The sequence below is a fragment of the Desulfovulcanus sp. genome (assembly GCF_982781345.1).
Genome location: NZ_CEYAEZ010000001.1, coordinates 30756 through 50063 on the forward strand (window position 1 = coordinate 30756; position 19308 = coordinate 50063).

Genomic DNA, 19308 nt, shown 5'->3' on the forward strand with positions numbered 1-19308 from the left:
ATGCCTTGGTCAGAAGAGATTGCCAAAAAATATGATTCCTGGGCCGAGACCAGATCAGGCCAATTTGTCCTGGAGCAAGAAAAGAGGCTTATTCAACGACTGGTTTCTACCTGGCCCAGACGTAGACAAAAGTTATTGGAGCTTGGCTGCGGAACGGGTATTTTTTTGGAATTTTTCTGGGAAGCAGGTTTTGATGTCTCCGGAATTGACAGTTCCAAGGCAATGCTGGCCAGGGCAAGAAAAAGACTGGGGCATAGGGTAGAATTACATCTGGGGCGGGCGGAAGACCTTCCTTTTGAAGACAATGAATTTGACTTTGTGGCCATCATCACTGTCCTGGAGTTTTGTGAGCACCCTGAAACCGTGATTAAAGAAGCAGCCAGGGTAGCCCGCAAAGGAATGGTTATTGGGTTTTTAAATAAGTACTCCCTCTACTATTTGACTCACGGTTTAAACTATCCTGGAGCGCGGAAAAGCTTACTCAGACAGGCCCGCTGGTATTCATGGCTGGAGATGCGTAAAATTATTTATAAAACCCTGGGCCCCCAGAAAACTTGTTCCCGTTCGGTTTTGCCCGGTTCTCCCTTGTTCTGGCGTGACTGCGCAGGGCTTAAATATTTACATAAAATCTTATGGCCACCTTTTGTCGGTTCATTTATTGGTATGCGTCTAGACCTGATCAAAACGGCTACCATTCAGACCCCGCTGATGATTTTCGGATCCGAACCTGCTAATTAAATAAGGCTAAAAGGCTAATTTTTCTTTTGACCTTTTAGCCTTTTTACCTCTTATAAGTCTGTGACCAAACCTTACTCAGAGGACAAATTTTCATATTTTTTTCAATCCTGATTTCTTTCAAGCTGGTGCAAACGCCTGGACCCATCTATAGCTTGCTTGCGGGCAGAGCATAATGGGGTATTTAGGATAAACGAATATTCTTTTTATTGTCGATAGTTATGGCAAATAGTCCCAGATAGTTAGCTTTGTCACCCCGATGCTCTGCTTATCCGCAAGCTTCTCCAAGATGGCTTACCCAGCCCTTTGCAATGCTTTCAAGAAACCAGGATTTCTAATCTGGTAGTCAAAATAGGGTTTGTCCACAGACTTTTATATCTTCCACACTTGAACTTCTGTACCCTTTTCCAACCCTTCTAAGTTATCGGGTATTTTTAACAAACCATCAGCTTGGACAATGGTTTTCAAGAGCCCGGATTTTCCTAAAATAGGAATGGCCTTTAATTTTCCTCCTGTGTCATCCAGCTTCACTCGAACATAATCTTCCCGGCCATATTTTGAGGCGATATTCCTTGCAAGCTCAGCCTGAACATAAACCCTATCTTCTACGGCAAAGGCATTTTTTTGCCCAGCTAGATATCTCATAAATGGTAAAGTCAGGACCAGCATAACTACTTGCGCTGAAGCCACTTGGCCGGGCAACCCCCAGATGGCTTTGTTTCCTTTGCGGGCTAGAATTGTTGGCTTCCCAGGACTTATAGCTACTCCATGGGCTAAAATTTCGACGCCCTGAATACTCTCCAGGGCCTGAACCGTTAGATCCCTGGTACCAATGGAACTTCCACCTGAGATAAGAACCACGTCATTTTCCTGTATGGCGGTTTCTAATGCTGCTGTAATATCCTCCAACTCATCCTGGACAATTCCATAAAGTTTAAATTTGCCGCCAGCGTTATCCACTAGCTGGGCAAGAGTATAACTATTCACATCACGGACCTGACCTGGTTCTGGCACCTTGTGGACAGGCACAAGCTCATCTCCTGTGGAAATTATTCCCACCTTGACCCTTTGATATACCTGGACATTGGCTACGCCTAGTGCGGCCAGGATACCAACCTGCTTGAAATCGATAGATGTTCCGCTGCTTAAGGCCAGGTCATGGACATGAAAGTCTTCGCCTTTAAGCATAACATTTTCATGCGGGGCAACAGGCTTGCGTATTTCTATGGTCCCGGCGCCCAAGTCTTGGGTATGCTCAATCATAACCACGCTATCGGCCCCGTCGGGCAATGTTCCTCCCGTGACAATACGCGCACATTGCCCCGGTCCCAATGTAAAGTCGGGAATCTTTTCAATATGCACTTCGCCAACTACTTCAAGATAAGCGGGATTTGACTCGCTAGCCCCAAAGCTGTCTTTAGCCATTAGGGCATAGCCATCCATACAGGAACGGTGAACCAGAGGTAGATCTTCACTGGCCACAATATCTTGGGCCAAAACCCGGCCAAAGGCTTGAGTTAGAGGAAGCTCTACTGTGCCGACAGGAGAAAAATCCTTTAGCTTACTTATGAACTCTTTAACTGAAATTACTTGAAAAAAGTCTTGCATGGGCAAATCTTCCAATCCAATTTTAATTAATGGTATATGGGTGATAAATAATAGCTGGTGGTCGAAGTATAGCTCTACCATCAGCTATCCCAACAAATTCAATAGTGAACTCAATCCCGCCCGTAGCGCGAGACTACATCGGCGATTATCTCCAATGCCTTAATAGGTTCTGGGTGCTGGAAAATGTTTCGGCCAATACTTACACCTTTGACCCCGATGTCCATTGCTTGTTTGATCATGTCTACAAAGGCCTCAATTTTGGGCTGGCGCGGACCTCCGGCAATAAGCACTGGCACGGGACAGGCCGCAATCGCTTTGGTAAAATTGTCTTTGGCGCCAGGAAATGGGACCTTAACCAAATCCGCACCTAACTCTGCGCCAAGCCGAATACAATGGGCTACCAATGCTGGGTCGAGTTCATTAACTATCTGTCCGCCCCGAGCAAAGACCGTGGCCAGGACCGGAATGCCCAGTTGATGGGCCTCATCTACTACCATTCCCAGATCGGAAAGCATCCTGTCTTCCAGGTCATTGCCAATATTGATATGTACAGACACGGCATCTGCTCCGATACGCAATGCTTCCTGGATAGAACAGACTAAACTTTTGTTGTATGGTGGCAGACCATGTTTGGTCCCGGCTGAGAGATGAACAATCAAATTTTGCCGCGTATCTACAAAATGCCCAAACTCTCTTGCAAAACCTTTATGTAAAATTACTCCCTGCACAAGTTCGGGAGTCAGCTCTTTGAGTAGGGTTTTCATGTCCTCCAGTCCTGGGATCAGGCCCTCTGTTACCCCGTGATCTAAAGGTAAAAGAATAGTTTTACCTGACTGGTCAGAAAAAAGTCGCCTTACTCTCCTTTTACATCCTTCCATTAATGCCTCCAAATAAAGAAGATGAGAACTCGTTAAGTTGAGAAGAACGGAAGTTTGAAAAATTGTTCATCCATTCGTTTTCATTACCACACCTATCGAACATTATAGTCTGCTAATCATCTCTCCGACCAGAAACAACGTTCTTTTTTTAGTTTAAGCCATCCCAGGGGCATTTTTTTCCAATAAAAGGGCAAAGCCATTCTATTTTGTCCTGGACAAATCAAACTCTGTCCGGAAATTAGGTCTTTTATGGTTTTTATCTCACTTATATTCAACCCCCTATTTTTTTCATAACTAGGGGCTAGCCTGCGCAGGCGGGGATGTATAATTATTTTATCCTTTTTGTTTTTACCGACATAAGTCCCCTGCCATTTTATTTTGTCGCCTAGCAGGCTAACTGCCTTGTCTGGCAAAAAAAAGACCTTTTGCTCGAAGTTATAAAAAGAGCCGAACTTAGGTCTGTCCAGCCAAGTGTAGGTTGAAAATTCTTTCTCACTGGCCCTTTGCCAGGCAACCTTCTTGGGAATACTGTCTATATTTTGTTTTTCCCCTTTTTTTTGCAAGCAGGCGATAAAAAAACTCTGGCTGTCAGATTTCTGTCCGTCTATGCGTAAAGTATCTTGTGCGGCAAATCCATTTTGTTCCTCCTCATAGCCAAACCCTTTAACTTTTGGAAGCAGTACGATTTCAAGGTCCAAATTTTTTACTGCCCATTCAATCTGGGCCTCATTTTCTAAAACGTTGGTTGTGCAAGTGGAATATACTAACTTTCCTCCTGGTAACAGGAGGCTGGCCGCCTGAGCTAAAAGTTTTTTTTGCAAATTTATAAGTGGGCCTATTTTGTCTTCTGTCCAGATTTTGATTACACTAGGGTGTTTTTCCACGGTGCCCCAGCCACTGCAAGGTACATCCAAAAGAATATAGTCAAAGGCGCAAATATTTAAAGGGAATTCCTGGCCCTGATACCTGGTGGTGACTACATTCAAGAGATTCGTCTGCAATAGATTCTGGCGTAAGGTGGCCAGCCTTGACCCATTGGGTTCATTAGCTATTACCAAACCTTCTTCTCCAACTAGTTGGGCCAACATGCCGGTTTTACTTCCCGGGCTGGCGCACAAATCCAAAACCACACTTTGTTTTGGGGGATTCAAGCACAGAGGAGGGAGCATCGAGGATTTATCCTGGATATAAATAAGTCCAAAAAAAGCAGCTATCGAGTTCCCCAGACTAAACGGGGCCCTGACCAATTTACGAGCCAGAGGGAAGAATTCCACGGGTTCAAATTCAAAACCTTCTGCTAAGAGGAGCTCTTCTACCAGGGGCACATCCTGTTTTGAGCATACTAAACGAAAATAGCGTCTATCCATTGTGAGGTGAACTTATAAGGTGTCTTAAATTTAGAAGAAGTGTTTAAAGAGCCTGTGGCCGAACCTTTTATCAACTTGATTTCCATAGTTTATTTCAGTCTTGGTTTCTTTCATGCTGGTACAAAGACTTGGACCCATCTAGCACTTGCTTGCGGACAGAGCATAATGGGATACTTTGGTGAAACAAATATTCTTTTTATTATCGATAGTTATGGTCAACATCCAAAATATTTAGCCCATTCATCCCGATGCTCTGTTTTTTACGCAAGCTTCGTCAAGATGGGTTACCCAAGCCGTTTGTAATGCATTTCAGAAACCAAGACTTTCAATCAGCAGTTAAAATGGAGTTCGGCCACAGGCACTAAAGTGAATTGTATTTGCCTAGCAAAAAAGAAACTGCTAGATAGCCTTTGACGAACTGACATAAAAGACTCTAGTCTTGAACCTTAAGTATGTCAAAAAATAAGAAATAGATCCATCGGCAACGAGGCTATAAGCATTTTACGAACTCTAACCATTAGGCACTCTAAATACTTAAGCTTACTCGAGACTCAAAAAGGAGGAAAGTCCTTATGCTTAAACGCGTTGTTTTAACTCTTCTGGCTCTATTGGTCATGACTTTTTGCGCTTTTGCCGGGGAGCAAAAAAGCTTTGCAGTATTGCCGTTTAAGATTTTTGGTCCTCAGGAATACCAGTATTTGTCCATGGGAACTCAGTCTATGCTAACTACAAGACTTACCTGGCCTGAGCACTTTATTCCTGTTGACCAGTCAAGGATTAAAAGAGCTGGACTTGTTTCCCCACAGTCCAAAGAACAGGCTAGGGATGCTTTGCAAAAGATTGGTTCAGACTATCTGATTTTTGGCTCCATTACCATCATGGGCAAACAATGCAGCCTGGATGTCCAGGTCATAGACCGGCAAGGAAACCTTAATCCTTATAATGTGCAAACTACCTTGGATGAGCTTATTCCTTCCCTAGAAAAGATTGCCCGGGAAATAAACGGGCAAATTTTTAAACGGTCTGAAAAAAAACAGGAAAGTGTTGCCAAAAACAATATTATCAACCGCATGAACCCGGAACTTATTTTTAATGAGGATGCCCCTAGCCAGGAATTTTATCTAAATCCTCAATTCCGGTATGGAGGCTCACCCAATACACCTGGTCGCTGGCGTAGCCAAGCCTTGCAATTTTCTGCTATTGGCATGGTCGTGGGCGATGCTGACAATGACGGCAAGAATGAAATTTTTGTCCTGGATGACCGCACGGTTTACGCCTATGCTCTGGTCAACAACCGTCTTCTCCCTCTTGCCGAGTATAAGACTCCTGTCAGTTATCAATGTTTAAACATCAACCTCATGGATCTAAACCGCGATGGCTACCAGGAAATCATAGTTTCGGCCATTCAGGATGAATTTGTGCGTTCCTTTATCCTCAACTTTGGAGACAAAAAATTCTCTGTAAAAGCAGAGAAGATACCTTATTTCCTCAATGTTGTCCGTACTCCACCTGAATATATGCCAACCTTGATCGGACAGAGACTAGGCAGAGGACGTCTTTTTATGCCTGACAGTGTTTATGAAGTAGTAAAAATGGGAGGAGAGTATCAATTAGGGCGACACATCCCTGTACCGGAAAAAACAAATGTCTTTAATTTTACTTACCTCCCGCAAGGTGCTGACTATAAAATTATTGTTGCTGACGATGGGGACCATCTGCGGGTTTATTCGTCAACCAAGGCCCTGCAGGCTTCAACCGATGAAGTGTATGCGGCTTCCTCTCTGGGGCTGGTTCAGGACGAAACCATGCCCGGCCTGGGTAAGAGCAAAGACACTGACCCCGATTTTTATTACATTCCCGCAAGGCTTCTGCCTATCAACCTGGATAAAGATAATCGCTATGAACTTTTGGTCAGCCGACCTATATCTGTCTCTTCTCAGTTTTTTAGCCGCTACCGCTTTTTCCCCCAAGGTGAAATCCACTGTCTGTACTGGGATGGGATCGGCCTCAATATTTTTTGGAAAACCAGGCGCATCAAAGGATCCATTGTGGACTATGGGGTTTATGATCTAAACGCGGACGGACACAAAGAATTAGTTGTTTGTGTGAATACCCATCCTGGTATGACTGGTTTTAAGAAGAGAAAAACAATTATTGTCTCCTATACATTGGATTTAACCACTCCTTCCGGTGGTAAGTAGCGAGACGAGGAACGAGGAATCGTAGACGGGCAGAATTGGAAAAAAACAATAAATTCCCCGCTTCTCCGTTTCCTCGCTTCCCCGTTTCTCTAGTGTCTCTAGAATGTAAATTTTGATTTTTAGCAGATGCGTTTGTACAGCCTGAGTGAAGAAAAGTGCCTGAAGTGCAATACCTGCTCATTAAGCCCGAAGAGGCCGGGCAAAAACTTATTTCTTTTTTGCAGCGCAAAACTAGGAAAAAAATCCCTTATTCAGCTCTAATGCGCTGGATAAGGACCGGCCAAGTCCGAATAGATGGTAAAAGAGCCAAACCTTTTGGGCGTTTGAGAGCAGGTCAAAAGGTGCGCATACCACCTCATGACTCTGGTTTAGAATCAGAAAATAAAATTTTATCACATCAGAAACTGGATATTGTCTATGAAGATGACCAGTTTCTAGTCATTAATAAACCATCCGGTCTGCCTGTCCATCCTGGCAGTGGGCACAAAGATTCAGTCGTCCACCGTTTAAGATCCCAGTTTGCAGAATTTCACTTCCCTCCGACTCCTGTCCATCGTCTGGACAAGGATACATCGGGATTGCTTCTTGTGGCCAAGTCTTTTTCTTTTTTACGGGCTATGCAAAAAATTTGGTCAAGTAAGGTGAATAAGTTTTATCTGGCTTGGGTAAGAGGGGTTTGGCCTTACAGAAAGTGGGTCAAATTGGAAAATAGGTTATTAGTACGAAAGGAAGTTGAGAAGCAGGGAAATAAAGAACCTGCCAGTTACACAGGCAAAAAAGTGGTGATTTCTTCAAAAGGAAAGCAGGCCAGGAGCAGGGCTTTTTTGTTACGCGTAATTTCAGGCTATAGTCTACTTGCTCTGAGGCTGGAAACGGGACGTACTCACCAGTTGCGGGTCCAATTGGCCACGAGGAACCATCCCATTGTTGGGGACTTTCGTTATGGTCATCATGAGCCATATCCACTGCTTTTACATGCCTGGCAGCTATCTTGGCCCGGTTATAATTTTACTTCTTTGCCTAAGTGGCCACAGGAATTTAAAGTGTCGGCAAAGTGGGTTTCAAACCCCGACTTATTTGAGTTTAAAGGCTAAGTCACGAACGGAATTTTTTTTCACTCCCAGTAGAGAAAACCAGAACCGGTTGCCGTGCATAAAATTTAAACTGTGAGCCAGATCTTCGGCAGAATGTGGCTCTAAGGTAAATCCTGGCTTCAATTCCAAAGATTCTAAGCCAGCAAAAAACTCCACAAAAGGAATTTTCCCCTGCCCCATGCCCAGATGTTCATCTAAGTGGCCATGATTGTCATGCAAATGCAGATGACGGATATAAGGGGCCAGCGTCTGGAGCCAATGACCCAGATTATTATTTTCTCTTCCACGACCAAATGAAAACCAATGGCCAAGATCAAAACAAAAACCAACTTGTCCGTTCAACCCGCTCAAAAGGTCGGTAATAATAGTTGGATCTTGTTCACGTACATTTTCCAGAAAAATGGGACAGGTATTTTTAGTTTTTTCCACTAGTTGTTGCCAGGTTTGTACAGAATTTTCTAGCCAAAAAGAGTAAAAATCATCGTCAAGGCCAGAATCATAGGCCAGATGGCCAATCAGATGGCAAGGTTCATAAATTTTGGCTATCTCCAGGGCTTTGTCTAGCCTTTTTCTTGTTGCCTGCAGGATATATTGGTCGATGCTGCCTGGCATCAAGTCCAAAAATGGGAGGTGAATGGCGGTTTTCAAACCAGCACGTTGGATTTTTTCAGCTACATTTTCATGCCAGGCAAGGTCCAATTTGTCCATGCTCCAGGCTTCCAGACCTAACTCAGGATTTATCCTGTTTTCAATGAATAAATCCAGATAAGCATTTTCTCTGGCAATATATCTTAACGGAAGATTGACAAAAAAACTGCTCATATAGGACACACCTGTTAAGGTTTTATTATGTTAAAGATTATTGGATGTTAAGGTTTATCTGTCCCAGGTTGGCAAAACTTCTACTTTCAAATATATGTAAAGTATATCTGCCACTATGCAAATTTAGCTCTTCATCAGGGTATATGGGCAGGGGATGGTCGCCTACAAAACACATAAAATGTTCATCCGTGCCAAAAGATTTTAGTGTATACCTTCCTCTCTCCAGAGAGTATTCTTTGTCTCCTGGAAATAAAAAGTATTGTTTGGTGTCTTTTGTACTTGTACCTATCTGCTTTGTAGGTCGGACAAGTTTGACCAGTTTCAACCCGGAAAATTTTGCATTCTGAACTTTTACCTTCCATTTATATCTAACCTTTCGTTCGGTTTCTCTCTGGATCATAAAAGACCAATCCTTACCATTATCTTCAATATACTTGGACATAAATCCGTTTTTAGCCAAGACTATAGGAACTCCTTTGTCCTGACCATCGTTTGTAATTTTGTTGGTCACAAATCCTTTTACATTGAGCACTTCTTGGCCGTGTTCCAGCCAAAGACCATGTAAAAGAATTGTCTGACCTTCATAGGCTGAAATTTGTGTACCTGGTCTGGCCAGCTTAATTTCTCTATCCTGAGAGTAAACCAAAACAGGAAGCTTAAGATCTTTTTGGAACCAGGTTCCTTTCCAGTTGATATTAATTCTTTTTATTTTTTTGCCATCCAGCACGATGTCCAGGTACGGGAAAGGTTTAAGGCAAACAAATTCTGTGTTTACTAGATTTAGATATGGGATATCCGGTATGACCACAGCCCATCTATGTTCGGATTTGTCAGCATTTTGGTCTAGCTGGATCTTGAGTTCTTTATAAGGAGTTAATGTTATTTGCGAAGACTTCGCAACGTCCTGACCATTTATTCTGATGTTTATGCTATCGTTAAACCATTCTTTAACCAGCTTGGTGATCCCCGCAGGAAGTTCAAGCTCTACTCCCATTTGGCTGAGTAGTTCTTTAACAATCCGACAATGGCAGTTTACCTTCCAGGATAAGTCGCGAATATTTTTGCTTACTTCCACAGCCAGGGCAGGGAGTTTTAACTCCCGCAGCGTATAATATGTCAAGGATTTTCTCTGCTCCGGATAAAGGGTGCCAGCAGCAAAGGTATTCATATTAAAAAGTTGAAAAGAGTATTTGGCAGGAGTTAAATCCCCATTAACCCTACCCAGAACGCCTTGGACCAAATTAGCCAGATAAATCCTGTCCTCAAAAATATGGGTATCAATTATTATAGACTGGCCAAAGTGTTTGGGGTTGCGTAGCTGATTAACGAATGTAGGGGAATAAAAACCGCTGCCTTCATGTAGGTGAATCAGACCATCACTTTTGCTGACCACATATCTGATGGCTCGAGCCAAGTAATCTTCATAATATTGGTTGTAATCTTGATCAAAACGCCTGTTCAAATCGACATTGATCCGCCGCTTAAATGCAAAAATGGACGGCAGATTAGCACGTGGAACAACAATCAGATTGCCTTTTTTGACCAAAGATTTGGTTAAAATCTGGGCAGCAATTATCCCGGAAAGCTCATCTCCTTGGATGCCTCCCTGTACCATAATGGTAGGACCGGGTTCCTCTCCTTGCAGAAAGTAAATTTCCAAAGGGTAGTATGTTCGAGCCAGAAATGTGGCTCGAGTTGCGGCAAGTCCTGGGTAGGTACTGCAGACCAGGACAAGACTAAACAAGGATATGAGCAAGGGGATAAGTCTCACAGAAGATTAATTTTCCTGTTTTGTCAGTGATTTTGAGACGCAGTGCAAAAATTTCTGATCTGGGCAAGGATTTGGGCAAGATAAATGTTGCTTTTATGCGCTTAAAGCGGTTTATTTCAAAGTGTAGGTTTTTATCATTAATATTTATATCTACTTCCAGGCCATCCCGGCCAATAAGACATAAATCGACCCGACCTTTGACAGTCCGACTAGAAGTGAGATTATTCACTTCAAATTGAACTTGCATTTTATTTTTAAAATACCTGGCTTGGATGTTTTCTATCCCAACTAGGTGCAGGTCTACTGATTGGAAAATTTCATTAAGATCAATAGGGGGCATACTTGGTGTATTGAACTTTTGATTTACTAGAAGAGTCTGCAATTGTTCACTATTATAACTGTCCAAAATCTTTTGCACATTTTCCAGACGTTTTAATTTGAACTTTGTATCGTTAAGCAATTTTGATGTTTGCATTAAAGATAAGTGCAACTTCTCTTTTTCTTGAAAAAATTTAACAGCCATATATGTGCCAAGTATACTGATTACAACTAGAACAATCTGGATAAATATAAATAACTTTATGCACCATGAACTTATGCGCCAGCGCTTCACTGGAGCATCATCGCGCATAAAAATTACATTATATTTTACCTTGGCCATGACAATTTTCTCCAGGACTCAGAGATGATATGCCAGCCGGACGGTAAGGGTGTAACCTTTAGTTGTTTTATCCCAGTATCCTTATAACCTTGCTCACTCGTATATTTCTGGACAAAAGAGATTAGGAAGCCTTCTTTATCCAATCGAATATCAAAATCTTTGCACTCTATTTTTTGGGGACGGCCTACTTTGCGCCAGACTTTCTTTTTATTTGCAAGGATAGCTTTTATTCCTTTTATCGATCCTTGTACCGCATCAATCGTATAAAATCGGGCATAGGTTTCAAGATCTGCCTTTTCCCATGCTTTACGCCATTTTTCAATCCACTGGAGCAGTTCTTCTTTTCTTGCTTCCAGGTACTTGCCTTTTAGTTCCTTTTCCATAGCGGCAGCGCCTGGTCGCCATTCGCTGCCCACAATCTTCCATTCATTATTTTCAGATTTTTGCCAGTAAAGTCTCTTTATCCCTGTGGATAAAAAAGATGACGTCCGGTATACTTGTCCAAAAAAACTAACCACGTATCCCGGTCCGGCCAAAGCCTTGGGCTGGTGAACATAAACATCAATCCAGGAATACTTTTGAAAAAGTCTTTTTTTTCTCCTCGTAAATCTTTTGAAGTTTTGACCGCTTAACGTAAACTTTTCCCCATGGTAAAAGGAGAAAAATTCATCAGATTTTTTTGCCCAAGACTTGGCCCACTCACGGGTCAAGCGAACGATTTCTGACTCAAGTCCGGGATTGGTTTCGTCATCCCGCCAAGACGCTTTTCTGGCTATGGCCACCGGAGTTTTTTGTAGAATTATTCCGTGTTCAAGGGCAGTGATGTCAGACATATTCAGGGCTACACAACCTTTGGTTTCAAACTCAGTGATTTTATGTCCCCGCCCATGGATCCAGATACCGTAACCTGTTTTCCCTTTAATACGATCCACCGGATTGGGATAATTCAAGGTAAAAGCTAGTTTACCATATAAATCATAATTAAGCCCTCGAGTTAAGCGTTTCTCTAAAAAATAAATACCTTCCGGAGTTTTGCGATCGCCTTGTTTCTGCTTATCTCCCCGAACCTGTCCAGTGGAACAAGAGAATTCTTTTAACTTTTGCAAAGGGCTTTTGTTGGATAGGATAAAGAGTTTTTGTCGATCTTTATCAATAGCTAAAAATAGTTCAGGAGCAGAGGGGTCTGCTGAGAAGTTGGCTTCCCAGGCACTTGATACTGAAGGGAGAAGAAAGACGACCGAGAGAAAGTTTAAACTGAAAAAAAAGCACGTAGCACGCAGTACGTAGTTCATAATAAGTTTGTAGCAGATAGGTAAATTAGCAGATTTGTAAACTCTACCACTCAAGGCTTACTTTTCCCACAGGTCCGCTAAGAGTCAGGCGGATAGGACTACCAGAGGGTCCCGTTTGCGGGAGTTCAATTTTTTTAAAGCGTAGCATATAGCTCTTCTGCCACTTGTGAACAAAGGGGAAAAAGGTTTTAAGTTTTGCATAAGGCCAGTCCAGAGGCCTGATTTCAAGAGGATAAATTTTCTTACTCTCTATCTCCAGGAACACTGACCATAATGGGCTATTAAATTTAAGTTCAGCCTGTTCCGGTTTGTTGCTATACATGGCCAGAAAAATTTCTGTCTCTTTTTGGGCCGCCTTAAGTTCATCTGCCAGTAATTTTCTTTCTTCATTCTGGCTTAAAGAATAGACTTTAGCCCATTTATGCACATAGGCTTTTCTCCATTCGAGGGATTTTAAAGTAGCGTAAACCTCTATTTCTGTATCAATTCCTGAGTAAATAACACCTCTTTTGGTCCACTTTTTAGTCAGTTGGAAATAAGGATCACTTAAATCCGGCCATAACAGTTTACTGGCTGGTTCCAGTTTGCATCCGGCTAAAAAGAGCATCCAGGCTAAAGCCAGAAGGTATATTGGTTTAATTTTTGGCAACATGGATTAATTCTTGTCGCGTAAAGATTGAGGTTAACTCATAGCCGGCCTGGGCCAGGTTTTCTCTGCCGCCTTCCTCTCGATCCAGAACACAGAAAATGGCTTGCACATCCAGACCTGCCTCTTGAACCCGCTTGCACGCTGTCAAAAGGGTTCCGCCTGTGGTGACCACATCTTCGAGCAGGCAAACCTTTTGGCCCTGGACAAAATTATTGAGACCTTCCAGATACTGATTGGTTCCATGACCCTTTGCTTTTTTACGGACTATAAAGCCAGGCAAAGGATAATTATGCAAGTGAGAAAGCACAGTCACGGAGCATACCAATGGGTCAGCGCCCAAAGTCATCCCCCCAACTCCCTGGATGGGTCTGGAACTGTTTATAATCATATCCAGAAAAATACGGCCAATAAGGTAGGCGCCTTCAGGATCCAGGGCAGTTTGTTTGCAATCAAAATAATAATCACTTTTTTTGCCCGAGGTTAAAATAAATTCACCCTCTTTATAGGATTTAGCATACAGAAGTTTTGCTAATCTTTTTTTTAGTTCTTTCATGTTTTGTTGAGTTGAGTGGTTAACAGGTTTATTTTGGTTAAGTAGTTTATTAATTAAATGGGATTACTGATTGGTTAGATTATTTTCTTTGATTTATCTCTTACCGCTTAATTCTTACCCCTAACTTTCAAATACACGGGAAAAAATCAATTCTTCATGCTTTAAGTAATAAGCGGGATCAAAGAGATCATCAAGCTCTGGTTTGTCGAGATAGGAGCAGATGTCTTTATCTTCGCGCACGGCATCAGGGAAAAAGACCTTGCTTTCCCAGCAGTGCATAGCCACTTTCTGAACCATTTCATAGGCCTTCTGACGTTTGAGGCCTTTGTCCACTAGGGCTAGAAGGATACGTTGGGAGAAAAATAGCCCCATGGACAGATTTAGGTTTTTGTCCATATTTTCAGGTATGATTCTTAGTCCTGATAGCAGGTTGTTCAGTCTATGCAGCATGTAATGGATCAAGATAGTCGAGTCAGGCATGATCACCCGTTCTACCGACGAGTGACTGATATCTCGCTCATGCCAGAGAGCCATGTTTTCCATAGCTGCCATGGCATTGGTCCGTACCAGTCTGGAAAGTCCGGTTAAATTCTCTGCTGATATGGGATTTTTCTTATGTGGCATGGCTGAGGAACCTTTTTGGCCGGCAGAAAAACCTTCTTCCACTTCCAGGACTTCCGTGCGTTGCAGATGCCTTAGTTCCACACAGATACGCTCTATTCCTCCGGCCATAAGAGCCAGGGCCGTAAAATAATGGGCATAACGATCTCGCTGGATTATTTGGGTGGAAATAGGGTCCACTTTTAATCCCAGAATTTTACAGGCTATCTCTTCTACTCTGGGATCCAGATGTGCATAAGTACCTACTGCGCCGGAAATCTTCCCATATCTTATGCCCTCCAGGGCTTGCTCCCATCTTTCTTTGTGTCTCTTAAATTCGGCGTAGAAATTGGCTACTTTCAGGCCGAAACTGGTTGGCTCGGCATGAATGCCGTGGGTGCGGCCCATGACCAGACGTCCTTTAAATTTATGGGCCATACCATGCAGCGTGTCTAAAAGTTGGTCCAGGGCCTTGGAAATTAAAAGGCCTGCGCGATATAAAAGAACTCCGTTGGCAGTATCTACAATGTCTGAAGAAGTGCACCCCAGGTGTATAAATCTTGAAGCAGGACCGACCTTTTCTTCTACAGCAGTTAAAAAGGCTATAACGTCGTGCTTAGTCTTTTCTTCTAATTCAAGAATTCTTTGCACATCAAAATCAGCCCTGTTCCTGATTTCCTGTATTTCTTTTTCCGGAATCTGACCTAATTGGTACCAAGCCTCGCATACGGCCAGTTCTACTTCCAGCCAGACCCTGAATTTATTTTCAAGGGTCCAGATTTCGCCCATTTCTTTTCTTGTATAGCGTTCAATCATAGCTTCTTACTTTAATAGTTTAAATTCCTCCTAAAAAAAAAGGCAGCCCAGGCTGCCTTTAAACATTAAGAGCCACTGCTGTTTTGGGTTGCAGAGGAATTAGCGGGAGTATTGGATGCAGTCGCTGACGCTGTTTTTGCTGTCTGCCCTTTCTGATCTGTGGTCTTTTCTTTCTTGCCGTTATTAGATGAAGATTTTCGATTGCAATAATCCGTCACATACCAGCCACTACCCTTTAAAATAAAGGCAGAATGAGAGATAAGACGGGTAGCACTCCCGCCACAAATAGGGCAGGGTACATCTCTCTCCTCAAAGTCCTTTTGCCACTCTTCGAACACCTGCTGACATTCATTGCACCGATACTCATATATTGGCATCGCACACCTCCACAACTAAAGATTCTGAGCAAGAAATATTAAGACCAGCTTTTACTAAGTCAACTACTTTGACTTTGCTTTTTTGGCTGCTTCTTTAGCTTCTTTGATCCTCTGTTTTAATCTCTTCTCCCGGCGACGACGGCGTCTGTCCAGTTCTTTGCGTCGCTCGATCTTTTTATGCCTGGCCATTATACCAACCTCCTTACTCATCGTTTTATTGTAAAAGATAGTTTTTTAAACAAAAAAGTTCCACCTTGTCCAGAATAAAGAAGAGCAGAATCTGGTGAGCGGAAGAACTTAGGACATTCTTCGTCCGCAACTTGGCTGATTTAATACTTGAATCAGCTTTCCGGCCCGAGGGTTTTCCCAATGGGAACAAAGAGTTTGACAGATATTACACTTTCACCAACACATAGTCTCGACTTCCTAAACCCAATTTTTGTGCATATTCCAGGGCATAATCACCCTGGACATGCGAATGAATAGCCCTGAATTTATCCTCTCCAGATTTTATATCTTCAGGCAGGCAACTTGGATGTAAAGGAGGGGCCGCGTTGACCAGGTCCAAACATGCCTGGTCCAGGGCCACAGGGTCATAAGATCCTAGTATCCCAAGATCGGGGCAGATAGGGGCATCTGTAAAACCAACACAGTCACAATCCGGGCTGACTCGAAGCACAAAGTTAATATGCAGACTCGGCTTCTTGCGCGAGAGCAAAACCGCTGCTGCATATTCCATCATTCTTTCGAGAAAAATTTTAATATCCACTTTCCAGTTAACTGTGAGCGCTTTAGTCTTACAGGCCAGAAGACAGGCAGCACAGCCTACACAGTTTTCAGGGTCAAGGGTTACTTTCCCTTCAACCAATTGGAGAGCTTTTGGCTTACAGACCTCGACACAGGCCGCGCACCCTTGACAAAGTTTAGCAATGATCTTGGGCCCAAACCCACAATGTTGCTGCATTTTACCCTGTCTTGTGGCGCACCCCATAGCAACATTTTTCAAAGCCCCACCAAAACCTGCCAGTTCGTGACCTTTAAAATGGCTTAAAAAGATTAGATAATCTGCATCCACAATGTCTCCGGCCAGGTAAAAACGGTTAAAATGTTTGCCCTTAAATTCTATACAGCGCTCGTTGTTGCTTTTTAATCCATCGGCAATGATAATTGGAGCGCCCAAAAGATTTGGATCAAATCCATGTCTGGCTGCCTGAAGCAAATGAGAAACCGACTCCCCTCTTTCGCCTACATACAGGGTATTGGTATCAGTCAAAAAAGGCTTAACCCCGACTTTTTTTAAGAACTCAATGATCGGCCTGATCCAGAGTGGAGAGATAAACCCGGTTGTTCCCTTTTCCCCAAAATGTATTTTCAGGGCCACCAATTGACCGGGTTCTAGTATTTGTCCAATCCCTAAGGACTTGAGTAATTTTTTTAATTTCAATTCATAGGGCAGTTTTCGTGATGTTCTTAAGTTCCAGAAAAAAACTTTACTCGCCATTTTGCCCCCTTAAATTGTCTTGAAAATTTTATGTACTTATGTTCCCAGTCTCAGAGTATTAAACAGGCACGAAGTACTCATCCCTGATGGGTGGTTATAATTGTAGAGCCTGTGGCCGAACCTTTATTTTATATCAACTCAATTTCCATAGTTTATTTCAGTCTTGGTTTCTTTCATGCTGGTACAAAGACTTGGACCCATCTAAGCTTGCTTGCGGACAGAGCATAATGGGATATTTTGGGTAAATGAGTATCCTTTTTATTATCGATAGTTATTGAGCAGTATAGCAAAATATTTAGCCTATTCATCCCGATGCTCTGTTTTTCCGCAAGCTTCCCTAAGATGGGGTACCCAAGCCGTTTGTAATGCATTTCAGAAAACAAGCCTTTCAATCAGCGGCTAAAATAGGGTTGGGCCACAGACTCATTGATTTCTCTCAGCCTGACTTTGCCCAAAAAATGAGAAGGGCACAAGTCTATTACCCGGTTCATCCGGAATCTGTTCTAAATGCGGCTATCTTTTTAAGGTCTGCTTGCTGATTTAATGGGTATTGAAGAAAGTCTGTTTGTACGGTAAATAGATATTGGTGTGGGTGTAAAGCCCCGAGTCCTTTCTTCACGTCTTGATCTTCATGTTTCACGGTTAAAGGAGTAGATATGTTTTTACGAGTGGTGGTTATTTTTTTTGTTTTTTTCTCTTCCGCTGTCTGGGCTCAGGATATTGTCGGTAAGGTACAAGGACAGTACGAAAGTCTGAAAGCATTTCAAGCTGAATTCGAGCAAATTTTGACCAATGCCGCCACCAAAGAACAGGAGCAGCGTTACGGTAAAATTTATTTTAAAAAACCCAGGTTAATTCGCTGGGAAACCACTAGCCCAGAAGCAGAGTTGTTGATTGTAGGGCAGGATATAGTTTGGAACTATTTTGTCGAAGAAGAGATCGCTTATAAATACCCTGTGCAAACAGTTTTATCTTCTAAAACCATGATCCGGTTTATTTCTGGGCAGGCCAATCTCAAAGAGGATTTTATAGTAGAAAACCAGGGACTGGACCAGGGTTTGTTCAAGCTCAAGCTCATACCTAAGAATCCGGAACCAGATCTGGTTTTAGCCTATATTTGGGTGGACCGAGAGAGTTTTCTTTTAAAGAAGGTTTTGCTGGTAGATTTTTTTGGCAATGGCAATGAAGTAAGACTTAAAAACCTAGAGCTAAATCCTTTGTTAGAGGATAGCTTGTTTAGGTTTAATCCACCTAAGGGAGTGCAAATACAGGATAATACTCAGGAGTGATTTGGGTTATAGAGGGGGTTGTTTCTGTTAAGTGGTTGAAAGGTTGAATGGCTGCGTATGCATAGTAAATCATTGAACCAATAAACTGCTTAACTAATAAAAGAGGTCAGCGATGATTATTGTGGTCAAAAATTGCAATGAATGTCCGTTTTGCACAATTGTCCCAGGGGAAAAGCCTAAGTGTAGTGTGGCTACCCCAAAATACAGGATCATTGAAACCGGGGATGCACCTAGCTGGTGTCCTTTGCGTAGGGAACAGGTTATTGTTCGTAATTTTGATTAGCAAAGACGCATGGTTGTGCGTCTCAAGAAAGAAGCCCCACACTTTTACGCAACGCCTTGATTTCTTTGGGGTGTAAGTATCGCCACTGGCCTGGTTTTAGTGAGCCCAGGCTGACAGGTCCTTGGTGGGTGCGCTCAAGTTTTAATACGGTCAGGTCAAGGTCACGGCACATGCGTCTGATCTGTCTGTTTACGCCCTGAATAAGGGTCATTCGCAGAAGAGCAAGGTCAGGTTTTTGCCAGATGACTCTTACTTTAACCGGGGCCAATTTTTCTCCTTCCCTCAAAACCATACCCCTGGACATAGTATCCAGTTTGCGCGCTGTGATTTTGCCCCGGACCAGGACCTGATAAGTTTTGGGATGTTCCCATCTGGGATGAGTCATGCGTAAAGTTAGTTCACCATCGTCAGTTAAAATAATGAGCCCCTGGGAATAATAGTCCAGACGGCCAACAGGGAAGAGCCTTTGCTTTTGCAGGCTTCGAGGTAGAAGAGAAACAATGGTTTTTCGGCCTTGGGGGTCTTTTAAAGTTGTGACTACCTGAATAGGTTTGTTCACCAGGACATAGGTAAATTTTTTATTTAGTACTTGGTCAGGGGAGATGATTTTGCCAGCAACTGTCACTTTATCCCTGTCCGGATCAATTTTTTGCCCCAGTTCTGTAGTAACCTGACCGTTGATCTGCACTTGGCCCCGGGCAATGAGTTCGTCAGCTTTTCTTCGCGAGCAAACTCCTGCCCGGGCTAGAAATTTATTCAGACGTATAAGGGAACTCATCTAAAAATTCCGTTTCACTCATCCTTACATCTA

Annotated in this window: 19 protein-coding genes; 5 read left to right on the forward strand and 14 right to left on the reverse strand. The window is 42.8% G+C overall.

All coding sequences use genetic code 11. The features are described 5' to 3' along the window. Positions 1–738, forward strand: a complete 738-nt coding sequence (locus AC3WVG_RS00160; RefSeq protein ID WP_488796163.1) for a class I SAM-dependent methyltransferase — start codon at positions 1–3, stop codon at positions 736–738. Between the two features lie 369 nt (positions 739–1107). Here the strand turns inward: AC3WVG_RS00160 and AC3WVG_RS00165 are convergent, their stop codons facing one another. The 3 genes from AC3WVG_RS00165 to AC3WVG_RS00175 all read right to left on the reverse strand — a co-directional run bounded on the left by AC3WVG_RS00165 (position 1108) and on the right by AC3WVG_RS00175 (position 4588). Next, positions 1108–2424, reverse strand: coding sequence for a molybdopterin molybdotransferase MoeA (locus AC3WVG_RS00165; protein WP_488796164.1), 1317 nt, complete (start codon positions 2422–2424; stop codon positions 1108–1110). A gap of 29 nt (positions 2425–2453) precedes the next feature. Beyond that, positions 2454–3221 (reverse strand): class I fructose-bisphosphate aldolase, encoded by a 768-nt coding sequence (locus tag AC3WVG_RS00170; protein WP_488796165.1) that lies wholly within the window; start codon positions 3219–3221, stop codon positions 2454–2456. 116 nt (positions 3222–3337) lie between these two features. Next, the gene (locus AC3WVG_RS00175) at positions 3338–4588 is read right to left on the reverse strand and encodes an NOL1/NOP2/SUN domain family protein (RefSeq protein WP_488796166.1); all 1251 of its coding nucleotides are present in this window, start codon (positions 4586–4588) and stop codon (positions 3338–3340) included. 572 nt (positions 4589–5160) lie between these two features. Here AC3WVG_RS00175 and AC3WVG_RS00180 point away from each other — a divergent pair. Further along, the gene (locus AC3WVG_RS00180) at positions 5161–6789 is read left to right on the forward strand and encodes an FG-GAP-like repeat-containing protein (protein WP_488796167.1); all 1629 of its coding nucleotides are present in this window, start codon (positions 5161–5163) and stop codon (positions 6787–6789) included. 155 nt (positions 6790–6944) lie between these two features. Further along, a complete protein-coding gene (locus AC3WVG_RS00185; RefSeq protein WP_488796168.1) occupies positions 6945–7883 on the forward strand; it encodes an RluA family pseudouridine synthase in 939 nt (312 codons plus the stop codon). Here AC3WVG_RS00185 and AC3WVG_RS00190 read toward each other — a convergent pair. The 10 genes from AC3WVG_RS00190 to AC3WVG_RS00235 form a co-directional block, all read right to left on the reverse strand. Beyond that, positions 7863–8705, reverse strand: coding sequence for a sugar phosphate isomerase/epimerase family protein (locus AC3WVG_RS00190; RefSeq protein WP_488796169.1), 843 nt, complete (start codon positions 8703–8705; stop codon positions 7863–7865). The genes AC3WVG_RS00185 and AC3WVG_RS00190 overlap by 21 nt on opposite strands. Positions 8706–8742: 37 nt before the next feature. After that, positions 8743–10476 carry a M99 family carboxypeptidase catalytic domain-containing protein gene (locus tag AC3WVG_RS00195; protein ID WP_488796170.1) on the reverse strand — a complete coding sequence of 578 codons (1734 nt, stop codon included), beginning with the start codon at positions 10474–10476 and terminating at the stop codon, positions 8743–8745. After that, positions 10442–11137, reverse strand: a complete 696-nt coding sequence (locus AC3WVG_RS00200) for a hypothetical protein (RefSeq protein ID WP_488796171.1) — start codon at positions 11135–11137, stop codon at positions 10442–10444. The genes AC3WVG_RS00195 and AC3WVG_RS00200 overlap by 35 nt, the downstream gene beginning before the upstream one ends. Continuing rightward, positions 11125–12429: a L,D-transpeptidase family protein gene (locus AC3WVG_RS00205; protein WP_488796172.1), complete on the reverse strand. Its 1305-nt coding sequence runs from the start codon at positions 12427–12429 to the stop codon at positions 11125–11127. The genes AC3WVG_RS00200 and AC3WVG_RS00205 overlap by 13 nt, the downstream gene beginning before the upstream one ends. A gap of 43 nt (positions 12430–12472) precedes the next feature. Next, on the reverse strand, positions 12473–13081 hold the full coding sequence (locus tag AC3WVG_RS00210; protein ID WP_488796173.1) for a hypothetical protein: 609 nt from the start codon (positions 13079–13081) through the stop codon (positions 12473–12475). Then, positions 13065–13631 carry an orotate phosphoribosyltransferase gene (gene pyrE, locus AC3WVG_RS00215; protein WP_488796174.1) on the reverse strand — a complete coding sequence of 189 codons (567 nt, stop codon included), beginning with the start codon at positions 13629–13631 and terminating at the stop codon, positions 13065–13067. The genes AC3WVG_RS00210 and pyrE overlap by 17 nt, the downstream gene beginning before the upstream one ends. 120 nt (positions 13632–13751) lie before the next feature. Beyond that, the gene (gene purB, locus AC3WVG_RS00220) at positions 13752–15047 is read right to left on the reverse strand and encodes an adenylosuccinate lyase (protein ID WP_488796175.1); all 1296 of its coding nucleotides are present in this window, start codon (positions 15045–15047) and stop codon (positions 13752–13754) included. A gap of 65 nt (positions 15048–15112) precedes the next feature. Beyond that, positions 15113–15424 (reverse strand): FmdB family zinc ribbon protein, encoded by a 312-nt coding sequence (locus tag AC3WVG_RS00225; RefSeq protein WP_488796176.1) that lies wholly within the window; start codon positions 15422–15424, stop codon positions 15113–15115. 63 nt (positions 15425–15487) lie between these two features. Next, positions 15488–15613: a hypothetical protein gene (locus AC3WVG_RS00230; protein ID WP_289510083.1), complete on the reverse strand. Its 126-nt coding sequence runs from the start codon at positions 15611–15613 to the stop codon at positions 15488–15490. 205 nt (positions 15614–15818) lie between these two features. Further along, positions 15819–16925, reverse strand: a complete 1107-nt coding sequence (locus AC3WVG_RS00235) for a DUF362 domain-containing protein (RefSeq protein ID WP_488796177.1) — start codon at positions 16923–16925, stop codon at positions 15819–15821. Positions 16926–17581: 656 nt separating this feature from the next. On the opposite strand from AC3WVG_RS00235, the gene lolA reads away from it, so the two are divergent. Further along, positions 17582–18214: an outer membrane lipoprotein periplasmic chaperone LolA gene (gene lolA / locus AC3WVG_RS00240; RefSeq protein WP_488796178.1), complete on the forward strand. Its 633-nt coding sequence runs from the start codon at positions 17582–17584 to the stop codon at positions 18212–18214. 112 nt (positions 18215–18326) lie between these two features. Continuing rightward, complete coding sequence (locus AC3WVG_RS00245) at positions 18327–18497, forward strand: hypothetical protein (RefSeq protein WP_488796179.1); 171 nt, start codon at positions 18327–18329, stop codon at positions 18495–18497. A 22-nt stretch (positions 18498–18519) separates the two neighbouring features. On the opposite strand, the gene AC3WVG_RS00250 is transcribed toward AC3WVG_RS00245, so the two are convergent. Beyond that, the gene (locus AC3WVG_RS00250; RefSeq protein WP_488796180.1) at positions 18520–19275 is read right to left on the reverse strand and encodes a pseudouridine synthase; all 756 of its coding nucleotides are present in this window, start codon (positions 19273–19275) and stop codon (positions 18520–18522) included. Positions 19276–19308: the final 33 nt, after the last annotated feature.

What these genes read in the sequence shown, in the direction of transcription:
- AC3WVG_RS00160 (WP_488796163.1), top strand. Translation starts at nt 1, where the DNA reads ATGCCTTGGTCAGAAGAGATTGCCAAAAAATATGATTCCTGGGCCGAG.
- AC3WVG_RS00165 (WP_488796164.1), bottom strand. Translation starts at nt 2,424, where the DNA reads ATGGTAGAGCTATACTTCGACCACCAGCTATTATTTATCACCCATATA.
- AC3WVG_RS00170 (WP_488796165.1), bottom strand. Translation starts at nt 3,221, where the DNA reads ATGGAAGGATGTAAAAGGAGAGTAAGGCGACTTTTTTCTGACCAGTCA.
- AC3WVG_RS00175 (WP_488796166.1), bottom strand. Translation starts at nt 4,588, where the DNA reads ATGGATAGACGCTATTTTCGTTTAGTATGCTCAAAACAGGATGTGCCC.
- AC3WVG_RS00180 (WP_488796167.1), top strand. Translation starts at nt 5,161, where the DNA reads ATGCTTAAACGCGTTGTTTTAACTCTTCTGGCTCTATTGGTCATGACT.
- AC3WVG_RS00190 (WP_488796169.1), bottom strand. Translation starts at nt 8,705, where the DNA reads ATGAGCAGTTTTTTTGTCAATCTTCCGTTAAGATATATTGCCAGAGAA.
- AC3WVG_RS00200 (WP_488796171.1), bottom strand. Translation starts at nt 11,137, where the DNA reads ATGGCCAAGGTAAAATATAATGTAATTTTTATGCGCGATGATGCTCCA.
- AC3WVG_RS00205 (WP_488796172.1), bottom strand. Translation starts at nt 12,429, where the DNA reads ATGAACTACGTACTGCGTGCTACGTGCTTTTTTTTCAGTTTAAACTTT.
- AC3WVG_RS00210 (WP_488796173.1), bottom strand. Translation starts at nt 13,081, where the DNA reads ATGTTGCCAAAAATTAAACCAATATACCTTCTGGCTTTAGCCTGGATG.
- pyrE (WP_488796174.1), bottom strand. Translation starts at nt 13,631, where the DNA reads ATGAAAGAACTAAAAAAAAGATTAGCAAAACTTCTGTATGCTAAATCC.
- purB (WP_488796175.1), bottom strand. Translation starts at nt 15,047, where the DNA reads ATGATTGAACGCTATACAAGAAAAGAAATGGGCGAAATCTGGACCCTT.
- AC3WVG_RS00225 (WP_488796176.1), bottom strand. Translation starts at nt 15,424, where the DNA reads ATGCCAATATATGAGTATCGGTGCAATGAATGTCAGCAGGTGTTCGAA.
- AC3WVG_RS00230 (WP_289510083.1), bottom strand. Translation starts at nt 15,613, where the DNA reads ATGGCCAGGCATAAAAAGATCGAGCGACGCAAAGAACTGGACAGACGC.
- AC3WVG_RS00235 (WP_488796177.1), bottom strand. Translation starts at nt 16,925, where the DNA reads ATGGCGAGTAAAGTTTTTTTCTGGAACTTAAGAACATCACGAAAACTG.
- lolA (WP_488796178.1), top strand. Translation starts at nt 17,582, where the DNA reads ATGTTTTTACGAGTGGTGGTTATTTTTTTTGTTTTTTTCTCTTCCGCT.
- AC3WVG_RS00245 (WP_488796179.1), top strand. Translation starts at nt 18,327, where the DNA reads ATGATTATTGTGGTCAAAAATTGCAATGAATGTCCGTTTTGCACAATT.
- AC3WVG_RS00250 (WP_488796180.1), bottom strand. Translation starts at nt 19,275, where the DNA reads ATGAGTTCCCTTATACGTCTGAATAAATTTCTAGCCCGGGCAGGAGTT.